At 73.5% G+C, this 22,346-nt stretch carries 21 protein-coding genes; 7 read left to right on the top strand and 14 right to left on the bottom strand.

Annotated elements, in window-relative coordinates; all coding sequences use genetic code 11:
• Positions 1-283 precede the first annotated feature (283 nt).
• Positions 284-1,912: a glycosyl hydrolase family 18 protein gene (locus ACQPYE_RS35630; RefSeq protein ID WP_498717506.1), complete on the bottom strand. Its 1,629-nt coding sequence runs from the start codon at positions 1,910-1,912 to the stop codon at positions 284-286.
• A 299-nt stretch (positions 1,913-2,211) separates the two neighbouring features.
• On the opposite strand from ACQPYE_RS35630, the gene ACQPYE_RS35625 reads away from it, so the two are divergent.
• Positions 2,212-3,318, top strand: coding sequence for a serine hydrolase domain-containing protein (locus tag ACQPYE_RS35625; RefSeq protein WP_498717505.1), 1,107 nt, complete (start codon positions 2,212-2,214; stop codon positions 3,316-3,318).
• Positions 3,319-3,606: 288 nt separating this feature from the next.
• On the opposite strand, the gene ACQPYE_RS35620 is transcribed toward ACQPYE_RS35625, so the two are convergent.
• Both ACQPYE_RS35620 and ACQPYE_RS35615 read right to left on the bottom strand, forming a co-directional pair.
• Entirely contained in the window at positions 3,607-4,068 is a 462-nt protein-coding gene (locus ACQPYE_RS35620) for a heme-degrading domain-containing protein (RefSeq protein WP_498717504.1), read from the bottom strand.
• Positions 4,065-4,382 (bottom strand): hypothetical protein, encoded by a 318-nt coding sequence (locus tag ACQPYE_RS35615; RefSeq protein ID WP_498717503.1) that lies wholly within the window; start codon positions 4,380-4,382, stop codon positions 4,065-4,067. The genes ACQPYE_RS35620 and ACQPYE_RS35615 overlap by 4 nt, the downstream gene beginning before the upstream one ends.
• A gap of 54 nt (positions 4,383-4,436) precedes the next feature.
• Between ACQPYE_RS35615 and ACQPYE_RS35610 the strand changes: the two genes are divergently transcribed.
• Together ACQPYE_RS35610 and ACQPYE_RS35605 are read left to right on the top strand one after the other, a co-directional pair.
• Positions 4,437-5,492, top strand: a complete 1,056-nt coding sequence (locus ACQPYE_RS35610) for an ROK family transcriptional regulator (RefSeq protein ID WP_498717502.1) — start codon at positions 4,437-4,439, stop codon at positions 5,490-5,492.
• 66 nt (positions 5,493-5,558) lie between these two features.
• Positions 5,559-6,308 (top strand): PP2C family protein-serine/threonine phosphatase, encoded by a 750-nt coding sequence (locus ACQPYE_RS35605; protein WP_498717501.1) that lies wholly within the window; start codon positions 5,559-5,561, stop codon positions 6,306-6,308.
• 20 nt (positions 6,309-6,328) lie between these two features.
• Here ACQPYE_RS35605 and ACQPYE_RS35600 read toward each other — a convergent pair whose 3' ends face one another.
• Positions 6,329-7,006 carry an ArsR/SmtB family transcription factor gene (locus ACQPYE_RS35600; protein WP_498717500.1) on the bottom strand — a complete coding sequence of 226 codons (678 nt, stop codon included), beginning with the start codon at positions 7,004-7,006 and terminating at the stop codon, positions 6,329-6,331.
• Positions 7,007-7,070: 64 nt separating this feature from the next.
• On the opposite strand from ACQPYE_RS35600, the gene ACQPYE_RS35595 reads away from it, so the two are divergent.
• Positions 7,071-8,357, top strand: a complete 1,287-nt coding sequence (locus ACQPYE_RS35595; RefSeq protein ID WP_498717499.1) for an isocitrate lyase/PEP mutase family protein — start codon at positions 7,071-7,073, stop codon at positions 8,355-8,357.
• Positions 8,358-8,498: 141 nt separating this feature from the next.
• Here the strand turns inward: ACQPYE_RS35595 and ACQPYE_RS35590 are convergent, their stop codons facing one another.
• From ACQPYE_RS35590 to ACQPYE_RS35580, 3 genes are all read right to left on the bottom strand, one after another.
• On the bottom strand, positions 8,499-9,677 hold the full coding sequence (locus ACQPYE_RS35590) for an alginate lyase family protein (RefSeq protein ID WP_498717498.1): 1,179 nt from the start codon (positions 9,675-9,677) through the stop codon (positions 8,499-8,501).
• Between the two features lie 162 nt (positions 9,678-9,839).
• Positions 9,840-11,135: a PepSY-associated TM helix domain-containing protein gene (locus tag ACQPYE_RS35585; protein ID WP_498717497.1), complete on the bottom strand. Its 1,296-nt coding sequence runs from the start codon at positions 11,133-11,135 to the stop codon at positions 9,840-9,842.
• Positions 11,136-11,207: 72 nt separating this feature from the next.
• Positions 11,208-11,729, bottom strand: coding sequence for a hypothetical protein (locus tag ACQPYE_RS35580; RefSeq protein WP_498717496.1), 522 nt, complete (start codon positions 11,727-11,729; stop codon positions 11,208-11,210).
• A gap of 426 nt (positions 11,730-12,155) precedes the next feature.
• Between ACQPYE_RS35580 and ACQPYE_RS35575 the strand changes: the two genes are divergently transcribed.
• A complete protein-coding gene (locus tag ACQPYE_RS35575; protein ID WP_498717495.1) occupies positions 12,156-14,822 on the top strand; it encodes an ATP-binding protein in 2,667 nt (888 codons plus the stop codon).
• A gap of 7 nt (positions 14,823-14,829) precedes the next feature.
• On the opposite strand, the gene ACQPYE_RS35570 is transcribed toward ACQPYE_RS35575, so the two are convergent.
• Positions 14,830-15,597 (bottom strand): NAD(P)H-binding protein, encoded by a 768-nt coding sequence (locus ACQPYE_RS35570; protein ID WP_498717494.1) that lies wholly within the window; start codon positions 15,595-15,597, stop codon positions 14,830-14,832.
• A 61-nt stretch (positions 15,598-15,658) separates the two neighbouring features.
• Here ACQPYE_RS35570 and ACQPYE_RS35565 point away from each other — a divergent pair, with 61 nt between their 5' ends.
• Entirely contained in the window at positions 15,659-16,327 is a 669-nt protein-coding gene (locus tag ACQPYE_RS35565; protein WP_498717493.1) for a helix-turn-helix transcriptional regulator, read from the top strand.
• Here ACQPYE_RS35565 and ACQPYE_RS35560 read toward each other — a convergent pair.
• Both ACQPYE_RS35560 and ACQPYE_RS35555 read right to left on the bottom strand, forming a co-directional pair.
• Complete coding sequence (locus tag ACQPYE_RS35560; RefSeq protein ID WP_498717492.1) at positions 16,324-16,581, bottom strand: hypothetical protein; 258 nt, start codon at positions 16,579-16,581, stop codon at positions 16,324-16,326. The two genes, ACQPYE_RS35565 and ACQPYE_RS35560, sit on opposite strands and share 4 nt — an antisense overlap.
• 132 nt (positions 16,582-16,713) lie before the next feature.
• The gene (locus ACQPYE_RS35555) at positions 16,714-17,721 is read right to left on the bottom strand and encodes a LacI family DNA-binding transcriptional regulator (RefSeq protein WP_498723047.1); all 1,008 of its coding nucleotides are present in this window, start codon (positions 17,719-17,721) and stop codon (positions 16,714-16,716) included.
• Between the two features lie 60 nt (positions 17,722-17,781).
• Between ACQPYE_RS35555 and ACQPYE_RS35550 the strand changes: the two genes are divergently transcribed.
• Positions 17,782-18,957, top strand: a complete 1,176-nt coding sequence (locus ACQPYE_RS35550; RefSeq protein WP_498717491.1) for an MFS transporter — start codon at positions 17,782-17,784, stop codon at positions 18,955-18,957.
• 79 nt (positions 18,958-19,036) lie between these two features.
• Here ACQPYE_RS35550 and ACQPYE_RS35545 read toward each other — a convergent pair whose 3' ends face one another.
• The 4 genes from ACQPYE_RS35545 to ACQPYE_RS35530 all read right to left on the bottom strand — a co-directional run bounded on the left by ACQPYE_RS35545 (position 19,037) and on the right by ACQPYE_RS35530 (position 22,320).
• Entirely contained in the window at positions 19,037-20,278 is a 1,242-nt protein-coding gene (locus tag ACQPYE_RS35545) for an RNA polymerase sigma factor (RefSeq protein WP_498717490.1), read from the bottom strand.
• 112 nt (positions 20,279-20,390) lie between these two features.
• Positions 20,391-20,822, bottom strand: coding sequence for a YciI family protein (locus tag ACQPYE_RS35540; RefSeq protein WP_498717489.1), 432 nt, complete (start codon positions 20,820-20,822; stop codon positions 20,391-20,393).
• Between the two features lie 133 nt (positions 20,823-20,955).
• Positions 20,956-21,795, bottom strand: coding sequence for an SDR family oxidoreductase (locus ACQPYE_RS35535; RefSeq protein ID WP_498717488.1), 840 nt, complete (start codon positions 21,793-21,795; stop codon positions 20,956-20,958).
• An 87-nt stretch (positions 21,796-21,882) separates the two neighbouring features.
• Complete coding sequence (locus ACQPYE_RS35530) at positions 21,883-22,320, bottom strand: DoxX family protein (RefSeq protein ID WP_498717487.1); 438 nt, start codon at positions 22,318-22,320, stop codon at positions 21,883-21,885.
• Positions 22,321-22,346 lie beyond the last annotated feature (26 nt).

Below are 22,346 nucleotides of genomic sequence, written 5' to 3'. Positions count from 1 at the left end.
GAGCGCGAGAGTCCTACGTTCGCGCCGCGCGTGTCCTACGTTCAGAACGCGCGTGTCCTACGTTCGCGCACCCCGAGTTGAACGCTCAGAACGTCGTGAGCGCCCAGGGCGGCTCCGGTACGGCGTGGGGCAGGACCTGAGCGTTCAACTCGGGGTACGTGAACGTAGGACACGGTCGTTCTGGACGTAGGACTCTCGCGTTCTGAACGTAGGACTCGCGGGGTGGAACGGCGGAGGGCCCTGCGGGGGAGAGTCCGCAGGGCCCGACGCGTGGAGCGGGTGGTTACTTCAGGCCGTTGCCCATCGCGGTGATGAGCTCGCCGTTGGAGGTGTCACCGTCGAGCGACCAGAAGAACGCGCCGCCGAGGCCCTGGGACTTGGTGTAGCTCATCTTGCCGCCGATGGTGGCCGGGGTGTCGTAGCTCCACCACTCGTTGCCGCAGTGCGCGTACGCGGTGCCCGCGACGGTGCCGGTGGCCGGGCACTTGGTCTTGAGGACCTTGTAGTCCTCGATGCCCGCCTCGTACGTGCCCGGCGCCGCGCCGGTCGCCGTGCCGCCCGGGGCGGACTGGGTCACGCCCGTCCACCCGCGGCCGTAGAACCCGATGCCGAGCAGCAGCTTGGCCGCCGGCACGCCCTTGCTCTTCAGCTTCTGGATCGCCGCGTCGGAGTTGAAGCCCGCCTGCGGGATGCCGGTGTAGGACGTCAGCGGCGAGTGCGGCGCCGTCGGGCCCTTGGCGTTGAACGCGCCGAAGTAGTCGTAGGTCATGACGTTGTACCAGTCGAGGTACTGCGCCGCGCCGCCGTAGTCGGCCGCGTCGATCTTGCCGCCGTTCGACCCGTCCGCCGTGATGGCGGCCGTGACGAGGTAGTTGGCGCCGAAGCGGGAGCGCAGGGCCTGCGAGACCGTCTTCATCGAGCTGAAGCCGGAGGTGTCGCAGGTCAGGCCGCAGGCGTTCGGGTACTCCCAGTCGACGTCGATGCCGTCGAACACGTCCGCCCAGCGCGGGTCCTCGACCAGCTTGTAGCAGGAGTCGGCGAATGCGGCCGGGTTCTGCGCCGCCTGGCCGAAGCCGCCGGACCAGGTCCAACCGCCGAACGACCACAGCACCTTGATGTGCGGGTACATCTTCTTCAGCTTGCGCAGCTGGTTGAACGAGCCGCGCAGCGCGCCGGTGTCCCACGTGTCGGCGACGCCGTCGACGGAGTTCGCCGCGGTGTAGGCCATGTCGTAGTCGGCGTAGGCGTCACCGATGGTGCACTGGCCGTTCTGCACGTTGCCGAACGCGTAGTTGATGTGCGTCAGCTTCGCGGCCGAGCCGGAGGTGTGGATGTTCTTCACGAAGTACTGGCGGCCGTAGACGCCCCACTGGGTGAAGTAGCCGAGGTTCTTCCGCGAGCCGACCGGCGGGTTCGACGTGGTGGTGGTCGTCGTCGTGCCCGTGGTGGTGGTCGTGGTGGTCGTAGTCGTGGTGGTGGTCGTGGTCGTCGTCGGGTCGGTCCCACCGGCCTCGCACGACGCGCCGTTCAACTTGCAGTTGGCCGGCCCGCTGAACGCGCCGGAGTAGGACACGTTGAAGCCGAAGCTCACCGTGCCGCCGACGCCCACGCTGCCGTTCCACGTGTTCTTCACGGTCACGTGCTGGCCGCTGGTGGTGTACGAGCCGTCCCACAGGGAGGTGACCTTGTGGCCGGAGGGCAGGTCGAACTCGACCGTCCACGACGACAGGGCGGCCGTGCCGCCGTTGCGGATCGTGTACTTGCCCTCGTAGCCGGTGCCCCAGTCCGAGCCCTTGCTGAAGGTGGCCGAGACGCCGCCCGCACCGCTGGCCGCGGGCGCGACGACCAGCCCAACCACCAACGTGGCGACCGCCACGAACAACGCTGTGACATGCCATCGGATCTTGGACATCGTGCTCCTCGTCAGGAAAGGAGTGCAGGGTTGACCCACGATGTGGTTCAGACCACTTCACGGTCAAGGTCTAGACCATTCTCGTCACTCGAACGGAGTAACGCCGGACGCTCCGGAACCGGTTCCGGAGCCGGTTCCGGAGCCGGTTCCGGAACCGACCGACCACTAGGGGGTCGACAAGCCTAAAGTCGCGCTCCCGCCAAGACCAGGGGCGGACGTCGGCACGTCGCCGGACGGCCAGACTCGGAGTCGTCGAGGGATCCTCGGCATCGTGGAGGCAGTCGCGGGGAGGAGCGTTGATGGTCAAGAGGGGAATCGCCTTAGCCACCGTCGTGGGGCTGGCGGTCGTGGGCGTCGGCGGGGTGGCGGTGGCCGAGCCGTCGGTCGACCAGGCCGCACGCGTCGACCGCCAGGTCGTGCAGCGGGCGTTGGACGACATCGCGCGCACGGCGGTGCAAGGGGTGCAGGTCCGGGTCGTCGACGGCCGGCAGCAGTTCACCGCCCGCAGCGGCACGGCGAGGTTCGACGCACCGCGTCCCGTGCCGACCGACGGCCGGTTCCGGGTCGGCAGCATCACCAAGACGTTCGTGTCGACCGTCGTGCTCCAGCTGGCCGGCGAGGGGAAGGTCGACCTGGACGCGCCGGTGCAGCGGTACCTGCCGGGCCTGCTCCCGCACGGCGACCGGATCACCGTGCGCAACGTGCTCCAGCACACCAGCGGCCTCTACAACTACACCGAGGCGCTGCCGCTCGACCCGGACGGCGTGCTGGCCATCCGGTACAAGACGTGGGCGCCCACCGAGCTGGTGGCCCTGTCCACGGCCCGGCCGCTCGACTTCGAGCCGGGCACCGGCTGGCACTACTCGAACACCAACTACGTCGTGGCCGGGATGCTGGTGGAGAAGCTCACCGGCCGGCCGTACGGGGCTGCGGTGACGCAGCGCGTCCTGCGTCCCCTGGGGCTGTGGTCGACGTCCGTGCCCGGCACCCGCACCGACATCCCCGGTCCGCACGCGCACGGCTACGTCAGGGCCGGCGGGCAGGTCGTGGACATCACGGAGATCAACCCGTCGGTCGCGTACGCGGCAGGTGAGATGATCTCCACGACGGCCGACCTCGACCGGTTCGCGGACGCGCTGCTGGACGGTCGCCTGCTCCGCCCGGCGCAGCAGGAGGAGCTGACCTCGACGCTGCCGATCACGGACGGCTACGGCCTGGGGATCGAGGCGCGGCAGATGTCGTGCGGCGTCACGGTCTGGGGTCACAGCGGCGGCATCCCCGGCTACAACAGCCTGATGATCAGCACGGCGGACACGAAGACCCGCCTGACGTTGTCCGTGACCTCCGAACCCGACCCCGGTGAGCTCGCGGGCTACCAGGAGCTGCTGACCGAGGTGTTCTGCTGACCGCCCGGACGTGCTGAAGCGGTGGGGGCGTCCGATCCGGACGCCCCCACCGCTCGACGGCTCGGCCCCGCCACTGCTCCGCCGGCGCGACGCCCGGCAGCGGCTTGCCGATCAGGGCGAGGGGGAGGATCGACATCCTGTCCGACCCCGGCCGGCCGGCCCGACTCGACCTGGACCTGAACGTGGACGACCCGGGGCGCTGAACGCCCGACGGCCCGTCCGGGGGCAGGACGGGCCGTCGGGTGGGGAGGAGCGCGGCGGCCGGGCGGCGGCCGCCGTGCCCGGGGTCTAGGAGGCGGCCAGGAACTTCTCCACCTGCTCCACGACGAACGCGTGGTCCTCGGCCTGGGGCAGGCCGGACACGCCGACGGTGCCGACCAGGCCGACGCCGGCCACGTTCACCGGGAACACGCCGCCGTGCGCGGCGTAGCGGTCGGGGTCGAGGCGCGAGTCCGCGTCGAACGTCTTGCCGCTCGCCCGGAAGCTCTCGCCGACCCGGTAGGAGCTCTGCCCGTAGCGGTCCACCACGCGGCTCTTGCGGTCGATCCACTCGTCGTTGTCCGCCGACGTGCCCGGCAGCGCCGCGTGGAACAGCCGCTGCCGCCCCCGGCGCACCGAGATCGTCACCGGCAGGGCCCGTTCCCGGGCGGCGGCGAGCAGGAACGCGCCCAGCGCCAGCGCCACCTCGTTGTCGAACGACGTGAACACCAGCCGGGACTCCTGCTCGGCCAACGTCTCCAGCAAGCTCACCGCGACACCACCTGTCCGGTCCGGGCGGAGGTGGACGCCGCCTCGATGACTTCCGGCACGCGCACCGCGGACTCCGGCTCGACCGGCAGCGGGCCGCCGTCGGTCAGCGCGGCGTCGGCCGACGTCGGCGCGAACGGCTTGTCGACCGTGCGGGGCAGGGCGAGGCCGGGGTAGGCGGCCTCGGCGTGCGCCCGACGGGTGGCGTCCGAGGTGACGACGGCGCTCAGCTCCAGGCCGCGTGTCGTCGCGATGAGCGGTGCGTGGAACACCCGGCCGGCGATGCCGTAGCCGAGCAGTCCGGTGCGGAGAGGCATGGCGGTGATTAAAGCAACACCGTGTAGTAAAAAGCCAGGTGCGATGATGGACCCGTGGCCAACTTGCGCTTCCTGCGGGGGTACAACGACGCGGTGGTGCTCGGCCTGGCCAGGTCCGGGGCGGTGACCAGGGTGGAGCTGGCCGACCGCAGCGGGCTCACGCCGCAGGCGGTGTCCAAGGTCGTGAGCAGGCTCATCGACGACGGCCTGCTGGTCGAGTCCGGCACCCGCAACGTCGGCGTCGGCAAGCCGCGCACCCTGCTCAAGCTCGTCGCCGACAGCAGGCTCGCGCTCGGCGCCCAGGTGGAGCGCGACGAGCTGCGCGTCGTGCTGACCGACCTCGCGGGCACCGTGCTGGACCGCGCGGTCGCGCCGCTGCCGCGCGACTTCGACCCGCCGACGTTCGTGGCGGAGCTGGACCGGCTGGTCGACGGCCTGCGCGGCGACCGGCTCCGCGATGAGCGCCTCCTCGGCGTGGGCATCGGGTTCGTCGGCCCGCTGGACCACCGCACGGGCGTGGTGCACTACCCGACGGGGCTGAGCGAGTGGCAGGACGTGCCGCTGCGCGCGTTGGCCGAACGGCGGCTCGGCCTGCCGGTGGTGCTCGACAAGGACACCAACACGGCGGTCGTGGCCGAGGCGTGGCGGCGCGGCGAGGAGCTGCGCGACGCCGTGCTCGTGCTCGTCGGCACCGGGCTCGGCATCGGGATGCTGCTCGACGGCCGCGTGCACCGGGGCGTGCGCACCAACGCGGGGGAGTACGGGCACACCACCATCCAGCTCGACGGCCCGCCGTGCGTGTGCGGGCGCAGCGGCTGCATCGAGGCGCTGCACAACCTCGCCGCCGCGCGGGGCGACCTGGTCGAGGCGACGTCCGTGGTCGGCGTCGCGGTGGCCGACCTGGTGCAGCTGCTCGACATCGACCACGTGGTGCTCGCCGGGCGCGCGGTGCTCGCCGAACCCGCCGCCTACCTGGACGGCGTGCGCGCCAGGCTGCCCAAGGACGAGTGGCTGCCGGTGGACGTGTCGATCACCCCGCTGGGTGACGACGTGGTCGCGGCGGGTGCGGCGATGCTCCTGCTGAGCGAGTTCTACGGCCGCCCTCGCTGACCGGAGCCGGCCGGATTGGGACATGCCCTGCTCACGGGCACCCGTGCGGGTGATTCACTGTGCGGCATGTATGCGCTCCGGTACGCCGTCGGCACCGACCCCGGCCTGCGCCGTGAAGCGAACGAGGACTCCGTGTACTTCAGCGAGCGCCTGTTCGCCGTCGCCGACGGCATGGGCGGGCACGCGTACGGCGAAGTGGCGAGTTCGATCGCGGTGGCGGTGCTGGCCGACCTCGACGTCGACGCCGACGACCCGCTCGGCGAGCTGTCCGGCGCGGCGCGGGAGATCGCGATCCGGCTGACGGACCTGGCCGAGGAGAACTTCGACATGCGCGGCATGGGCACCACGCTCACCGCGCTGCTGTGGGACGGCGAGCGGTTCGCGGTCGGGCACATCGGCGACTCGCGCTGCTACGTCGTGCGCGAGGGCGGGCTGAGCCAGGTCACCCGCGACCACACCATGGTCCAGGCGCTGGTGGACGACGGTCGGATGGCCGCCGAGCAGGCCGCCGAGCACCCCGGCCGGTCCATGCTCATGCGCGCGTTGCAGGCGGGCAGCGCGCACGACCCGGACCTGTTCTTCCAGGACGTCGAGGCGGGTGACCGGTACCTGATCTGCTCGGACGGGCTGTCGGACGTGGTGGGCACGGCGGAGATCGCCGGGCTGCTGACCGCGTCGGCGGACGGTGACGAGGTCGTGCGGGCGCTGATCGAGGCGGCCAACGCGGGCGGCGGGCCGGACAACATCACCTGCGTCGTGGTGGACGTGCTGCCGGCGGGCAACTCCTCGTGGCTGCCGTCGTGGCTGACGCGCTGAGGCTTCGGGGCTCGGGGTCGCTAAGGGGCTGAGACGCCCAGCAGGTCGTGCAGCGCCTCTTCGCCGGTGGGTGTGAGGCGCACGGCGCGGCCCGTGCCGACACCGCGCACCCACTTCCGGGCGTGCAGGTGGGCGCACACGTGCGCCCCCGCCGCGCCCGCGAGGTGGGAGCGTCGCTCGGTCCAGTCCAGGCACGCCCTGGCCTGCGGGCGGCGGCCGGCCGGCGGGGTGAACGCGAGTTCGCGCTCGAACCACGTGAGGCCGTCGTCGGTGAGGGCGAGGTCGTCGGTGAGCAGGCCGCGGGCGGTCATGGCGTCGGTGATGGCCACGCCGAGGCGTCCGGCCAGGTGGTCGTAGCACGTCCGGCCGCGGCGCAGCGCCTGGTCGGCGGTGGACGCGCGGAGCGTGCGCGCCGGCGGGTCGGTGGGGCCCAGGTAGGCGAGCAGGTCTTCGAGCAGCCGGGCCTGCTCCGGGCCGGCCAGCTGGACGTAGCGGTGGCGGCCCTGGCGGCGTTCGACCAGGAGGCCCGCCCGGACCAGGCGGGTCAGGTGCTCGCTGGCCGTGGAGGGCGCGACCTCGGCGGCCTCGGCCAGCTCGCCCGACGTCCAGGCGCGGCCGTCCATCAGCGCGAGCAGGAAGCGGGCGCGGCTGCGGTCGGCCAGCAGCGCGGCCAGGTTCGCCAGTTCGTCCGCGGCCATGGGGCCATTGTGCGCCCGTGACGGTTCGGCGGTGGCCGAAGCGACGGCGGCTTACGTTGGCGGCATGAGCGAGCTGTGGGATTCCTCCTACGCGGTTCCGCCCGTGCCGGTGGCCGGGTCGGGGGTGGCGTGGCTGCGGTCGTCGGTGGCGCGGTTCAGCGAGGGCGACGAGCACGTGCGGCGGCGGGCGTTGGTGGAGCGGCTGCTGGCCACCGTGGAACCGGGGGCGTTGCGGCGGGCGGGTGAGCCGGTGGCGGTGTTGGCGGAGGCGCTGGGGCTGCCCCGGTCCGTCGCGTCGGACGTCGCCGCGGTGGCGTCGTGCTACCAGCCGCACGTCGACGTGACCGCCGAGGCCGACCGGGCGGTGGCGCGGTTGGTCGCGGCGTGCGGTGGGGCATGGGACGAGGGGACGGCCAACCTGATCGGGGTGCTGGTGCAGGCGTCCGGCGCGACCCGGGCGTTGATCGCGGGGGTGCGGCCGCCGGTGCCGGTGACGCGGCGGGTCGCGCCGGACGGGTCGGTGGTCGAGGTGGACCTGGGCGGGGCGTGGTTCGGCGGTGGGCGGCACGCGTGCCCGGGGCGGGCGCACGCGTTGGCGCTGGTGGAGGGTGCGCGGGCGTTCCACCGGATGCACGACGACTTCCTGGTGCTGCCGAACGCGTGGGACTTCGCGTCGGCGGCGGCGTTCGTGCGGGCCGGGTTCGGGGCGGTGGGCACGACGAGCCTGGGCGTGGCGGTGGCGCACGGGCTGCCGGACGCGGCGGGGGCGGCGCGGGCGGAGACGGTGGCGTTGGCGCGGCTGCTGGTGCGACTGCCCGTGCCGGTGACGGTGGACGTGGAGGCGGGGTTCGGCGGTGACGTGCGGGCGTTGGCGGCGGAGCTGTGGGAGCTCGGCGTCGCGGGCGTGAACGTGGAGGACGGTCGTGGCCCGGGCCTGGCGGACCCGGCCGACCACGCCGCGGTCGTCCGCGCGTTCAAGGAGACCGCGCCGGGCCTGTTCGTCAACGCGCGCGTGGACACCTGGTGGTTGGGCGTCGACCGTTCTTCCACCCTCACCCGTGCCCGGTCCTACGTGGACGCCGGCGCCGACGGCGTCTTCATCCCGGGCCTCGACCAGGAGCGGGAGATCGCCGCCGCCGTCGCCGCCGTCCCCGTTCCGCTGAACACCCTCCCGTCGCTGCCCACCGACACCCTTCGCTCCCTGGGCGTCCGCCGGGTGAGCACCGGCTCGCTCCCGTTCCGCGCCGCCCTGGCCGAAGCCGTCCGCACCGCCCGAGCCGTCCGCTTCACCACCCCACCCCCGACCGACCTCCCCACCTACCCCGAAACCACCTCCCTGACCACCCCGTGAGTCGAACCTCCAGGTCCCGCGTGTCGAACGCTCGGGACCACCGAGTTCAACGCTCAAGACGAGCGGCCCTGACCTGAGCGTGGAATTCGGGGGTCCTGAAGGTTCGACACGCGGGACCTGAGGGTTCGACACGCGCGGGGGTCAGGAGGGGTTGGCGGCGTGGGTCAGGGTTTCCCAGGCGATGAACAGGCGGTCGGTGGAGGCGGGGCGTTGGCGTTCGGTCAGCGTCCGGGTGTTGGTCATCCCGATGCCCAGGCGGGTGTTGAGGGCGTTGAACGCGACCTCGGTCGACGGGCCGAGGGCCTGGTTGCGGGTGCCGCCGCACAGCCAGGACGGCATCGGCTCCAGCTGGTAGCGGGAGTGCAGGCCGTAGGCGTGGCGCAGGCGTTCCCGGACCTCGCCCCACAGGTCCTGGCCCTGGTGGTGGGCGGTCTCGGCGATGTGCGCGGCGGCGGCCAGGCCGAAGCCGGTGTGGGCGAAGTCGCGGCACGTCTCCTGCGACACCCCGTCCACGAACGTGGTCTGCCCGTGCCAGTACGAGATGATCTCGTCACTCGTGTCGATGCCGCTGCCCGGCGGCGTGCGCGGCAGCGCGCCGTCCGAGGTCAGGTAGACGTAGGCGGGCACCCGGGTCCGGAAGGTCGAGACCGCCTTGTCGTACACCGCCCGGTCCTCCAGGAAGACCGAGATCCCGATGGTCGCCTCCATCATGGACAGTTCCCAGTTGCCGTTCGTCGCCGCACGCCCGTTGACGACCTCCGGCAGGTAGACGTCGCGCAGCATGGTCGCGAACCGGCCCGAGTTCGGCCAGTTCCCGCGCACGTGCTTGATGATCTCCGCCGCACGCGGCCACGACGAGCCCGCCCACGCGGTCTGCAAGGGCGCGTTGGTGTTGGTGTGGTCGCGGATCGTCGCCGACCACGCGTCCATGATCTCGATCGCCTTCACCGCGTAGCGGTCGTCCCGCGTCACGTACCACGCCAACGACAACGTGTACGCGGCCAACGCGTCCTCGCGCTCGTCCGTGCACCCGTAGTTGGGGTTGGAGTACGACCCGCACTCCACCACCGCCCGCGGTTTCGGCACGCGTGAGAGCGAAGCGAACGGGTGCGCCACCATCTGGTCGAACGCACCGCGCCACGGCTGCGCGCCCGCGTTCACCCCGGCCCGCGCGAAGTCCAGTTGTCCCTTGCTCACCAGCACCCCGGGGTGGGTGAACGTGGCGGGCGCCGCCGGAGCCCGCGCCGGCGCCACCACCAAGCCGACCACTGCCAAGCCGACCGCCGCCAACGCGGCGGTGAAGAACGGTTTACCGACCATGACCTTGAGCTTGTGTGGTCTGGACCACATTCGTCAACACCGTTCACGCTGGTGAAACGACCGCGTCGTCCGGTTCCGGCCGGGAGCGCGACCGGCCGGGCCGGGGCGATGGGTGTCGACCACGAGTGGTCGACCCGTGCCCGGCCCGGCCGTCGTGCCGCCCTACCCGGCCACCGGCGAGGACTCCGGAGCCGGCTCACCGGACTTGTCACGCCGCGACCGCGCGCTCAGCACCGCGTCGACCACCAGGAACGCCATCAGGCTCAGCCCGAGCAGCGGGATGAACCAGCCCACGGCGGCGGCCACCACCAGCACGGCCACGAGCTGCGCCCGCGGCACCTTCCGCCACTGCCCGCGCGGCACCGGCCGGCCGAAGCCGCGGGTCGGGCGGCGCAGCCACCAGATCCGGTAGCCCAGGACCACCGACGCCACCAGGCCGAGCCCGATGACCAGCAGCAGGACCTGGTTGGGCCAGCCGAACAGCGCGCCCATGTGGAGGTCGATGCCCCACCGGGTCAGCTTCGCCGCCACCGGGTAGTCGGCGAACCGCACCTGGTCCACCACCTGCCCGCCGGCGACGGCGACCGCGTCCACCTGCGTGGGCCAGGCGCGGTCGATCTCGGTGACGTTCCACGCCATCCCGGCCATCGGCGGCACGGTGATCTCGACGAGCCCGGCGTCGATGCCCGCCGAACGGGCGTGGGTCAGCACGGAGTCCACCTCGCCGGGCATCACCGGGATGGGGTTGGTCATGTCGTGCCCGGCGTGGTCGCCGCCGCCGGCCAGCGCCGGCGTGCTCCAGTCGAGCGCCTGGCGCAGGGAGGCGACGTTCTCACCGGCGTAGGCCGACCACGTGAGGCCGGTCGCGGACAGGAACAACGCGCCCACCAGCACGGTCAGGCCGACGGTGGCGTGCTTGCGCGTGGTCGGCCTGGTGCGCTGGGTCCGGCGGCGGCTGAACCACAGGAACACGCCGCCCAGCGCCACCACCCACAGCCAGGACGCGGCCAGCTCGCTGTAGAGCCGGCCGGGTTCGCCGAGCAGCAGGTTGCGGTGGACCTGGTCGATGGTGGTGCGCAGCGGCAGCACGCCGCTGGTGCCGTAGGTCATCAGCTCGCCGACCACGGCGCCGTCGGCGGGGTTCACGAACACGGTCGGGCGCGCGTCCCCGTCGGACGAGAACAGCACGCGGGTCGTCGCGCCGGGCTCGGGCGCCGGGCGGATGGCGACCAGCTCGTCGCCCGGCCGCGTCGCCACCGCGGCCTTCACCTGCTGCGACAGCGGCACGGACGACGTCGACTCGGGCACGCGCAGCTGGTCCGAGTAGAGCCACGACTCCAACTGCGGTGTCGCGGCGTACAGCACGCCGGTGAGAGCGGCGATCAGCACGAACGGGCCGACGAGCACGCCCGCGTAGAAGTGGAAGCGCAGCACGAGGCCGCGCGAGGACTCGGTCATGGCGGGAACTCCCGGGTATGGGGGGATGCCACCGGTCCCGGAGCCGGGACGGTGGTGGGGAGGTGCGCATACCTAGGAGCGGGGCGGTCCTCGACGGGGCAGCGCGCGGCGGCGCAGCACCTCGGACAGGGGCTGCCGCGGGTGCGCGGCGATCGGGATGCGCAGCGGCGCGAACGCGGGCGGCGCGCTCAGCCTGCGCGGCAGCACGGCCGCGATGGCGGCGGCCAGCCGGAACACGGCCTGCTCGAAGCCCGCGAGGGCCGCGACGACGACCGCCGTGGCCACGACGTGGGTCAGCAGCATGGACGACGACGGCAGCACCTCGCGCGGGTGCCGCGACAGCACGGCCAGGAACACGTGCGCGGCCACCTGGACCACGCCGACCAGGCCGAGGAGGTCGGTGAACCCGAGCTGCCGGTCGGTCAGCGGCACGCACGTCCACGCCATGGCCAGCGCGAACACCAGCACGTGCGGCAGGGACGGCAGGTGGCCGCCGCCGCTCGCGTGGGCGAGCACGGCCAGCAGCCCGGTGGACAGCCCGACCGCACCGCAGCGCACCACGCGCGCGGCGCCTCGGGTCGGGGCCGGTGCCACGCTTCCGCAGCGTAGCGGCCACGTCCAGGGTGAAGAAGGGCGACGATCGCCGTCGGACGACGGGCTCGCCGGACTCCGTTGTCCGGGCGACCCCTTTCGCCGTTATTCGCACAACTCGGGTGGAATCTTTTCGCAGTGGGTTGGCGCAGGGCCGGTCAGTTGTAGGGCATTCCGCCGAACGGGCTGGTAGCCACTCCGGCGGCGGTGGTGAAGAAGGTGACCACCAGGGTGGCGATGAGCACTCGTCCGATACGCATGCGTTCTCCAGTCGGCAGGGGTCGGGAATTCCGGCGATAACCGTCGCAGTCGCCGGAGCGGTGTGCAGCGTAATGGGCGTGAACAATCTGCAAAATGTGCGGCGGGCAGGTTAATCGGTAAAAAATGTAACGTCTTGTTAACCTGACGACCGCAACGTATTCTCAGGGTGTGCGCGCCGTCACACTGCGCCTCGCCGGGCGCGAGCGCGAGCTGGGCCGCCTCCTGGCGCTGGTGGACGACCTGGCCCAGGGGCGGGGCACCGCGCTGCTCGTCGAGGGTGAGCCGGGCATCGGCAAGACGGCGCTGGTCCGCGCGGCGTGCGACGTCGCGGCGGCCCGCGGCTTCCGGGTGTGCCGGGGCGCGGGCGACGAACTCGGCCGGCCGCTCCCGCTGCTACCCCTGCTGGACGCCCTCGCCTCGGCCCGGTCGGAGAGCGCCGCGGTCACCGCCGAACGCCTGCTGGCCCGCGTGGACGACCTGTGCTCGATCGGCCCGGTCGTGCTGGTGCTGGACGACCTCCAGTGGGCGGACGAGGCGAGCGTCGCGGTGTGGCGGCGGCTGGCGGGCCTCGTGCCGCAACTGCCGCTGCTGCTGATCGGCGTGCTGCGGCCGTTGCCGCGCCGCGCCGACCTGGCCGCGTTGCGCAAGGGCGTGGCCCGGCTGCCGCTGCCACGCCTCGCGCCGGCCGACGTGGTGGAGCTGACCGGCCGGCTGGCGGGCGGCAGGCCGGACGAGGCGTTGGCGCGGTTGGCCGAGGACGCCGGCGGCAACCCGCTCTACCTGGTCGAGCTGGTCGAGGCGCTGCTGCGCGGGTCGGCGATCCGGACCGACGCCACCGGCACGGCCCGGCTGGTGGACGCGGGCGTGCCGCCGTCGCTGTCGGCCGCGATCGCCGACCGGATCGGGTTCCTCGGCGCGGACGTGCGGCGGGTCCTCGTGGCCGCCGCGCTGCTCGGCGTGGACTTCCCGGTCGCCGACCTGGCCGCCGTGCTCGGCCTGCGCGTGGTGGAGCTGCTGCCCGCGTTGCAGGAGGCGACCGTGGCGGGCGTGCTGGTGGACGGCACGGCGGGCCTGTCGTTCCGGCACCCGCTGGTGCGCACCGCGCTGTACGACGAGGTGCCCGAGGCGGCACGGGGCGCGTGGCACACCGAGGCGGCACGGGCGTTGGCCGACACGGGCGCGGGCGTGGACCGGGTGACCCGGCAGCTGCTCGCCGCCGACGACCGGCTGCCCGACTGGGTGGCGGACTGGCTCGTCCTGCACGGCTCGATGCTCGTCGCGCACGCGCCGGAGGCCGCCGTGGACCTGTTCGGCCGGGTCGTGGTCGCGCCGAACACCGGCGGAAGGCGCGGCGTGCTGCTGGCGCACCTGGCCGAGGCGCGGTTCCGGCTGGGCGACCACCACGGCGCGGAAGCCGTCGCGCTGGCCGGGCTGGAGCACGGGACGCTCGTCGACCTGCACTGGACGTTGGCGCAGTGCCGCAGCATGACCGGGCGTTCGGCGGAGACGTTGGTGGAGGTGGAGCGCGCGCTCGCGGCGCCGGACGTCACCGCGTCGGACCGGGCGCGGCTGCTCGTGCTGGCCGCCCGCGCGCACTGGGACGTCGGCGGCCTGGACGACGCCGAACGGCTCGCGCAGGCCGCGCTGGTCGGCTGCGACCGGTGGGCCACGAGCTGGGCCCTGCACGTGCGCACGATCGTGGCGATGGCGCGCGGCCGGATGACCGAGGCGCTGCCGCTGTTCGACCGGGCGCTGGCGGTGGCCATGGGCGAGCCGGCGACGTCGGACCTGCGGCTGCTGCTCCAGATCAACCAGGCCGTGACGCTGGGCGAGCTGGACCGGGGCGCGGAGGCCATCGCGTCCGCCCAGGTGGTCCGGCACGCGGCCGACCAGGTCGGCAACCTGGTGCGGCTCGGGCAGGCGCAGAGCGCGTTGGGGCAGTTGTTGCTGGACGCCGGCCGGTGGGACGAGGCGCTGGTCGACGTCGACCTGCTGGCCGACGACCTGAAGCACCCGATGGTGTCGCGGTGCGACCACGGCGTGGCGGCGTTGATCCACCTGCACCGCGGTGACGCGGTGGGCGCGCGCCGGCACCTCGACGCGGCGGGCACCGGGCTCGAAGGGCACGTGATCGGCCCGTTGGCGCTGGCCGTGAGCCTGTCGCTGGAGCAGGCCGGACGGGTGCGCGAGGCGTGGTCGGTGCTGACCGGGTGGGACTGCGTGGAAGACCTGCTGCCGGACTTCGTGCGGCTGGCCGTGGAACTGGGCGAGGACGCCTCCGCCGCGGTCGCGCACGCCGAGTGGTTGGCCGTCGAACCGGCCGTGCCGCACCGCCGGGCATCCGCCGCGCACTGCCGGGCGCTGGTGTCGGCGGACCCGGTCGGGCTGTCGCACGCGGCCGAGGAGTACCGGGTGGCGGGACGGCCGCTGTTCCGGGCCAAGGCGCTGGCCGCGGCGGCGGAGCTGTTCGCGTCGGCGGGTGACCGGGCGTCGGCGCGGGAGGCGTTGAGCCAGGCCGTGGACGTGCACGCGGAGCTCGGCGCGGACTGGGACTCGACCCGCCTGCTGGCCCGGTTGCGCGAGCTCGGCATCCGGCGCGGCCCGCACGCCAAGCACCGGCGGGCCACGCACGGCTGGGAGAGCCTGACGCCGATGGAGCTGAAGGTCACCGAGCTGGTGGTGGCGGGGCTGTCGAACCGGCAGATCGGGGAACGGCTGTTCCTGTCCGGCCGCACGGTGGCCACGCACGTGTCGCACGTGCTCGCAAAGCTCGGTGTGCGGTCCCGCACCGACATCGCCCGCGAGGGCATCCGGCGCCTGGGCGCGGCCGGCTGACCCCGGGCTAGCCCCTCGGGTAGTTCTCCCGCGCCCAGGTGGCGTAGTCGCGGGCCGGTCGCCCGAGCACCTCGGCCACGTCGCCGGACAGGAACGAGCCCTCGCCGCCGAGCACCGCGCGCAGGCCCTCCGCGTACTCCGGCGGCAGCGCCGTCAACGGGAGGTCCACCGTGGACAGCGGGCGGTCGAGGACGTCGGACAGCACGGCCACCTGATCCGGCACGCTCAGCAGCTCCGGTCCCGTGAGCGTGTACGTGCGGCCGTGGTGGTCGTCGTCGAGCAGGGCGCGCACCGCCACCTCGGCGAGGTCGCGCGGGTCCACCACGCCGAGCTTCGTCGTGCCCGTCGGGTTCGGGATCGGCTCGCCCGCCGCGACCTGGGGCGCCCACTGCACCGAGTTCGTCGCGAACAGGCTCGCGCGCAACAACGTCCACGCCGGGAACGCGCGGACGGCCTCTTCGCCCGGCCGGTGCCACCCGGCGACCGGGCCGACCGGGATCGAGGACAGCTTCACCACCTTCCGCACGCCCGCGCGCCTGGCCGAGTCGAGCACGGCCAGTTCGTAGGCGGGCAGGTCGGAGGTGCCCGGACCGAGCAGGAACACCCCGTCCACCCCGTCCATCGCCCGGTCGAGGGACGCCGGGTCGGTGTGGTCCCCGTGCACCTGGTCACCGGTCGGCGTGCGGGACAGGGCGCGGAACGCGACCCCGCGGTCGGTGAGGAGGCGGACGACTTCACGGCCGGTGGTGCCGGTGGCACCCGTGATCAGCAGCATGGGGCCAGTCTCCGGGCCGGTGACCGGGAACGTCTTGGACGTTTCGGCGGTTGTCGTGTGCGTGGAAGAGCGATTGCGGCCGTGGGTCGCCGGCATCGGCGCCCAGTCGTTCGGTGGCGGGGAGTTCGTGCACGCGCCGGACACGGCCACCACGCTGGTGGTGTGCACGGCGTCGGACGGCGCGTTCGTGGTCGGTCCGCGCGACCGGGCCCGCTACGTCACCGCGCGGGAGGACGCGCGGCGGACCGTCGTGCGGTTGACGCCGGGACGGGCGCAGGCGGTGCTGGACGTGCCGGTGGACGAGCTGGTCGGCCAGGTCGTGCCGCTGAGCGAGGTGTGGGGCCGGCCGGTGGGCGACGTGGCCGCGTTGCGGTCGGCGCTGCTGAGCCGGGTCGGGTCGACCGACCCGAGGCGGTCGGACCTGGTGCACGCGGCGGCACGACTGCTGCGCACGCGGGGCGTGGCGGAGACGGCACGCGCCCTGCACGTGAGCGAACGGCACCTGCGCACGTTGTTCACCAAGGCGGTCGGGTTGTCGCCCAAGCAGTACGCGCGGGTCGACCGCGTGCGCCGGGTGGTGGCTCGGGGCGAGCGGGGCGAGTGGGCGCGGCTGGCGGCCGAGCTGGGCTACCACGACCAGGCCCACCTGAGCCGGGAGTTCCGGGCCACGATGGGCGTGCCGCCCGGCGCGTACGTGGCCGGGCGCCTGCCCGAGGCGACCTACTGCTAGACCTGCTGCCAGGGGTCGCGGGCGCGCGACGGGCACGTCCACCGACGACGTCTCCAGCCACGCGTCCAGCTCGCCGTGCTCGCGGCCGTGCTCCACCAGCGCCCGACCGGTGCCGCGCCCCGGTGCCCCGGCGCGACGGTGACCTGCCGGATCACCAGCCGCCGGCGCACGGTGCCGGTGGTGGACGAGTCGTCCAGCGCGGCGACCTGGTCGAGGTCGACGGCCTCGGCGGTGCGCAACTCCGCCGCTCCCACCGCACAACCGGGCCCGGGTCCACAGCCGCGCCAACGTGGTGATCGCCGTGCCGACCAACGACACCGTGTCGGCGGCCCAGAAGCGGGCGAACCCGGTGTGGCGCAGCAGGGAGGCGCTCCTCGCGCGGTCGGTCACCTGGTGCTGTCCCGCACCGTGGCCGTCCACTCGGGCTCACGGCTCGGCGCCCGGTCGCCCAGCGCGATCAGGGCGCAGGTCCGGCCCTGGTCGAGCAACGACTGGGCGATGGTGGTCAGGCCTTCGCGACGCGCGTCCGGGCCGTCGTCCCAGCCGGCCACGGCGAGGTCGTCGGGCACCCGCAGCCCTCGGCGGCGGGCCGCGTCGAGGACGGCGAAGGCGAGTTGGTCGCTCATGGCGACCACGGCGTCCGCGCCGGCGTCGAGCAGCGCGTCGGCCATGGCGGCGGCGTCGGCGCGGTCGTTGCGCGCGACCACGGCGACCGGCAGGCGAGCCGGGTCCAGGCCCGCTGCCCGGCAGTGGTCGTAGACGCCGAGCAGGCGGTCGCGGGTGACCGGGAACTCCACCCCGTCCGGGTCCGGACCGGTGTCCAGCCGGGGCCTGCGGTCGCGGTCGAACGGGAAGCTGAGCACGGCCGGGCGGCGGGCGTGGGCGAACGCGCGCGCGGCCAGCTCGCGGGCCGAGGCGCGGTTGTCGATGGAGACCACCCGCGCGCCCGGGACGGCCGGGCCGCCGTGCACGGCGACGGGCTTGTCCAGGCCGCTCACCACGCCGAGCACGGGGTCGGAGTCGACCGTGGTCCAGACGACGTAGCCGTCCACGGAGGCCGACCGGACGCGGTCGACGTCCTGGTCCTCGCCGGTGGTCGGGATGAGGTTCAGCCCGGCGCCGCGCTCGCGGCAGACCTCGGCGACCCCGGTCAGGAAGCGGCGGGCCTGCGGGTCCTCGAAGGCGTACGCGAGGTGCTCGCCGAGCACGACGCCGATCGCGCCGTTGTGGCGGCGGCGCAGCGACCGCGCGGTCGGGTCCGGTCCCGGGTAGCCCAGCTCGGCGGCCACGTCGAGGACCCGGCGCAACGTCTCGGGCGCGACCCGGTCCGGCTGGTTGTAGCAGTACGACACGGTCATCGGCGAGACGCCGCAGCGGCGCGCCACCAAGGCCATGGTCACGCGTGACGACCTCGGGCCGGACATGGGGCCAGCCTATCTGTGTATCGTTACACAATGCAGAGGTCGGGTGTGGCCCTGGTGGCGCTCGGCGCCGCCTGCTTCACGTCGGTGACGTCGGAGAACCTGCCGGTGGCGTTGTTGTCCGAGCTCGCGGCGGACCTCGGGGTGGCCGAGTCGGCGATCGGCCTGCTGGTCACCGGGTATGCGGTCGTGGTCGCGGTCACGGTGGTGCCGCTGGTCGCCCTGACGGCCCGCTGGGACCGCCGCACGACCGCGCTGGTCACGGTGGCCGCGATCGTGCTGTCCAACCTGGCGCTGGCCGTCGCGCCCGGTTACGGCGTCGCCGTGGTGGCGCGGGTGGTCTCGGCCGTGGGCCACGGGGTGTTCTGGTCGGTCGTCGCGCCGATGGCCGCCCGCCTGCTGGGGCCGGCGCGGGTCGGCCGGGCCACCGCCGTGGTGTTCGCCGGGAACTCGCTCGCCTTCCTCGTCGGGCTGCCGCTGAGCTCGTGGCTCGGCGCGACCATCGGCTGGCGGCCCACCGTGGTCGCGATGGCGTGCGTCGCGGCGCTGGCGGCGGTGGCGATCCGCGTGACGGTCGACCCGATGCCGATGCCGGTGCCGCGCCCGACACCGGGCCGGGGGCCGTCGGCCGTCCGCCGCGCCCTGACCGACCGGTCCCTCGTGCCGGTCGACCTGGTGACGGTCATCGTGGTGACGGGGCACTTCGCGGTGTTCACCTACATCACCGTGGTCATCGCCGACTACGTCCACCTCACGAGCGCCGGGACGTCGGTCCTGCTGCTGGCGCACGGCGCGGCGGGGCTGGTCGGCCTGGTCCTGTTCGGCCGGCACGTGGACGGCCGGCCGCGGGCCACCGCGCTCGCGGTCACCGGCGGCCTCGCCGCCTGCATGCTCGTGCTGCTGGTCGCGGGCCCCGCTTCGGGCGCCGTGGCGGGAGCCGCCGTGGTGCTGTGGGCCGTGCCGTCGGGCGGGATGGCCGTGGTGCTGCAAGCCGCGGTCCTGCGCGTCGCCGCCGACCGGCCGGACCTCGCGTCCGCGGTCTACATCGTCGCCTTCCAGGTCGGCATCGCCCTCGGGGCCTGGGTCGGGGGCGTCTTCCTCGACCGCCACGCCCTGCCCGTCGCGGTGGCCGTCGCGGCGGCGTGCGGCCTGGTCGCCGCCGTGGTCGTCCGCCGGTCCGCCGCCTTCGCCGCGGCGTCGGAGCCGTGACGGAGCGGGTCCACCGCGGACGGCACGTGGCCGTGACCGGTCGAGCGGCCCCATGACGCGCTTCGAGACGGGCCCGGCGCTAGCAGGCGGCGGCGCGGTCCAGCAGCAGCTTGCGCTCCCGCTCGTTGCGGGTCAGCCCGGCCGCCCGCTCGAACTCCTCCCGCGCCTCGACGTGCCTGCCGAGCTTGGCCAGCAGGTCGCCGCGCACGCTCGGCAGCAGGTGGTAGCCCGTCAGCGCGGGCTCGTCGACCAGTTCGTCCACCAGTTCCAGCCCGACCGCCGGGCCGAACGCCATGCCGATCGCCACCGCGTGGTTCAGCTCCACGATCGGCGACGGGGCGACCAGCGACAACGCCTCGTAGAGCCCGGCGATGCGGGTCCAGTCGGTGTCCTCCGGCACCCGGGCCCGCGCGTGGCACGCCGCGATCGCCGCCTGCAACGCGTACGGCCCACCGGCGCCGCCCAACGACTCGGCCCGCGCCAACGCCGCCAGGCCGCGCCGGATGAGCAGCTGGTCCCAGCGGGCCCGGTTCTGCTCCAGCAGCAGCACGGGCTCGCCGCCGGGGCCGACGCGCGCCTTGGCCCGGGACGCCTGGACCTCCATCAACGCCACCAGGCCGTGCACCTCGGGTTCGCGCGGCACCAGGCCGGCCAGCACCCGGCCGAGCCGCAACGCGTCCTCGCACAGCGCCGGGCGCATCCAGTCGTCGCCGGCGGTGGCCGAGTAGCCCTCGTTGAAGATCAGGTAGATCACGCCGAGCACGGACGACAGCCGGGCGTCCCGCTCGTCCTCGGCCGGCACCTCGAACGGGACACCGGCCTTGGCGAGCGACTTCTTCGCCCGCACGATCCGCTGCGCCACGGTCGCCTCGGGCACCAGGAACGCGCGGGCGATCTCGTCGGTGGTCAGGCCGCCGAGCACGCGCAGGGTCAACGCCACCCGCGCCTCGGTGGACAGCACGGGGTGGCACGCGGTGAACACCAGCCGCAGCAGGTCGTCGTCGATCCCACCGACCCCGGCGGCGGCGTCCGGCGCGTGGTCGAACGCGGTGTCCCGCCCGATCTGCTCCAGCTTGCGCCGGTAGTTCCGGTCGCGCCGGATCAGGTCGACGGCCCGGTTCTTGGCCGCGGTCATCAGCCACGCGCCCGGGTTGCGCGGCACGCCGTGCTCCGGCCACTGCTCCAAGGCGCTGACCAGCGCGTCCTGGGCGAGTTCCTCGGCGAGGCCGACGTCGCGCACCATCCGGGCCAGCCCGGCGATCAGGCGGGCGGACTCGATCCGCCACACCGCCTCGACCGCGCGACGCGCATCGGTAGCCATCACGACCCGTGATCAGATCAGCTACCGATGCGCGTGGGCAAGCGGGGCAGGCCGGTCGAGCGGGGGCAGGCCGGGTAGTCCGGTCGAGCGCGGTCGAGCGGGGTGGGCCGGGTCAGCCCTGGGCGGCGCGGGCCTCCTGCTGGGCGCGCAGCTCGCGCTCGCGGTCCTTCAGCTCCTCCGAGGCGTTGACGAAGTCGTCCTCGGTGAAGACCTGCCGGATCTCGACCTGGGACTCGGCGCCGGTGGGGTTCGGCACCCGCTTGACCCACTCGACCGCCTCTTCCAGCGACTTGAGCTCCAGCAGCCAGAACCCCGCGATCAGCTCCTTGGTCTCGGCGAACGGGCCGTCGACCACGGTGCGCTCGTTGCCGGAGAAGTAGACCCGCGCGCCCTTGGCGCTGGGGTGCAACCCCTCGCCCGCCAGCAGCACGCCCGCCTTGACCAGCTCCTCGTTGAACGCGCCCATCGCCTCCAGCTCCGCCGCGGTGGGCTGGACCCCGGCCTCGGTGTCCTCGTTCGCCTTCACGATCACCATGAAACGCATCTCGATCTCCCTGTCGGTTCGTCCCGGCCGTTCATCCTGGCCTCTGCTGACGCGACGAACGAACGGGGTCGTGGATCGACATCCGGGCCCAAGTTTTTTCCAAGTTTTTTCTCCGGGTCGCTGACCTGCGGGTTCACGTGATCGGCGAGCCGCCGGTCACCCCGATGACCTCGCCGGTGATGTAGCTCGACTCGGCCGACGCCAGGAAGACGTACAGCGGCGCGAGCTCGGCGGGCTGACCGGCGCGGCCCATGGGCGACTGCTCGCCGAAGCCCTCCACCTTCTCCGGCGGCATGGTGGCCGGGATGAGCGGCGTCCACACCGGACCGGGCGCGACCGAGTTCACCCGGATCTTCCGGTCGACCAGGTTCTGCGCCAGGCCCTTGGTGAAGTTCACGATCGCCGCCTTGGTGGTGGCGTAGTCGAGGAGCTGGAAGGAGGGCTGGAAACCCTGGATGGACGACGTGGTGATGATCGCGGAGCCCTCGGGCATGTGCGGCACGGCGGCCTTGCACAGCCAGAACATCGCGTACACGTTCGTCTTCACGACGCGGTCGAACTGCTCGGTGGTGATGTCGAGCAGCCCGCCCTCCTGCGCCATCTGGTAGGCGGCGTTGCTGACCAGGACGTCGATCCGGCCGAACTCCTCGACCGCGCGCGACACGACGGCCGAGCACTGCGACTCCTCGGTCAGGTCACCGGGGACGGTGACCGCCTTGCGCCCGGCCTCCTCGACGAGCCGCGCCGTGTCGCGGGCGTCCTTCTCCTCGGCGGGCAGGTAGGAGATGAGCACGTCCGCGCCCTCGCGCGCGAACGCCAGCGCGACGGCCCGGCCGATGCCGGAGTCGCCGCCGGTGATCACGGCCTTCTTGTCGGTGAGCCGTCCCGTGCCGCGGTAGGTCGCTTCGCCGTGGTCGGGGGTGGGGTGGACGTCGTCGGTCAACCCCGGGTACTTGATCGGGTTCTCGGCCATGCCCGCAGGGTGCCCACGCGGGTGCGGCTCGAACATGCCCGAGGGCGCGCCTCCGGGTGGAGGCACGCCCTCGGGTCGCAGCGGAGGTCAGCGACGCAGCGCGCGCTGGAGCGTGAAGGCGCCCGGGCCGAGGACGGCCAGCAGCAGGAACACCCAGCTGTAGACGGCGGACAGCTCGCCCATGTTGTGCATCGGCAGCAGGGCTTCCGGCTGGTGGACCGTGAAGTAGGCGTAGGCCATCGCGCCGGACAGCACGAACGCCGCCGGGCGCGCGGCCAGCCCCAGCAGCACCAGGACGGAACCGACCAGCTCGATCACGCTGCCGTACCAGCCCGGCCACGAGCCGAACGGGACGGCGCCGCCCTGGCCGTCGACGCCGCCGAGGAAGCCGAGGCCCTGGAGGCCGTGCAGGCCGAACAGGAACGACACGACGACGCGGAAGGCGGCGAGCACCAGGTCGTTGCGCTTGGCGGCGATGGCGGTGGTGTGGGTGGCGGCGCGGCGGGTGTCGGTCGTGGTGGTCATCTCGGGCTCCCCATCTCGTGGTCTTA

This window comes from Actinosynnema sp. CA-299493 (assembly GCF_050946825.1).
Classification (GTDB): domain Bacteria; phylum Actinomycetota; class Actinomycetes; order Mycobacteriales; family Pseudonocardiaceae; genus Actinosynnema.
The sequence above is the reverse complement of the archived record's forward strand: the minus strand, read 5'-3'. Positions and strand labels throughout refer to the sequence as shown.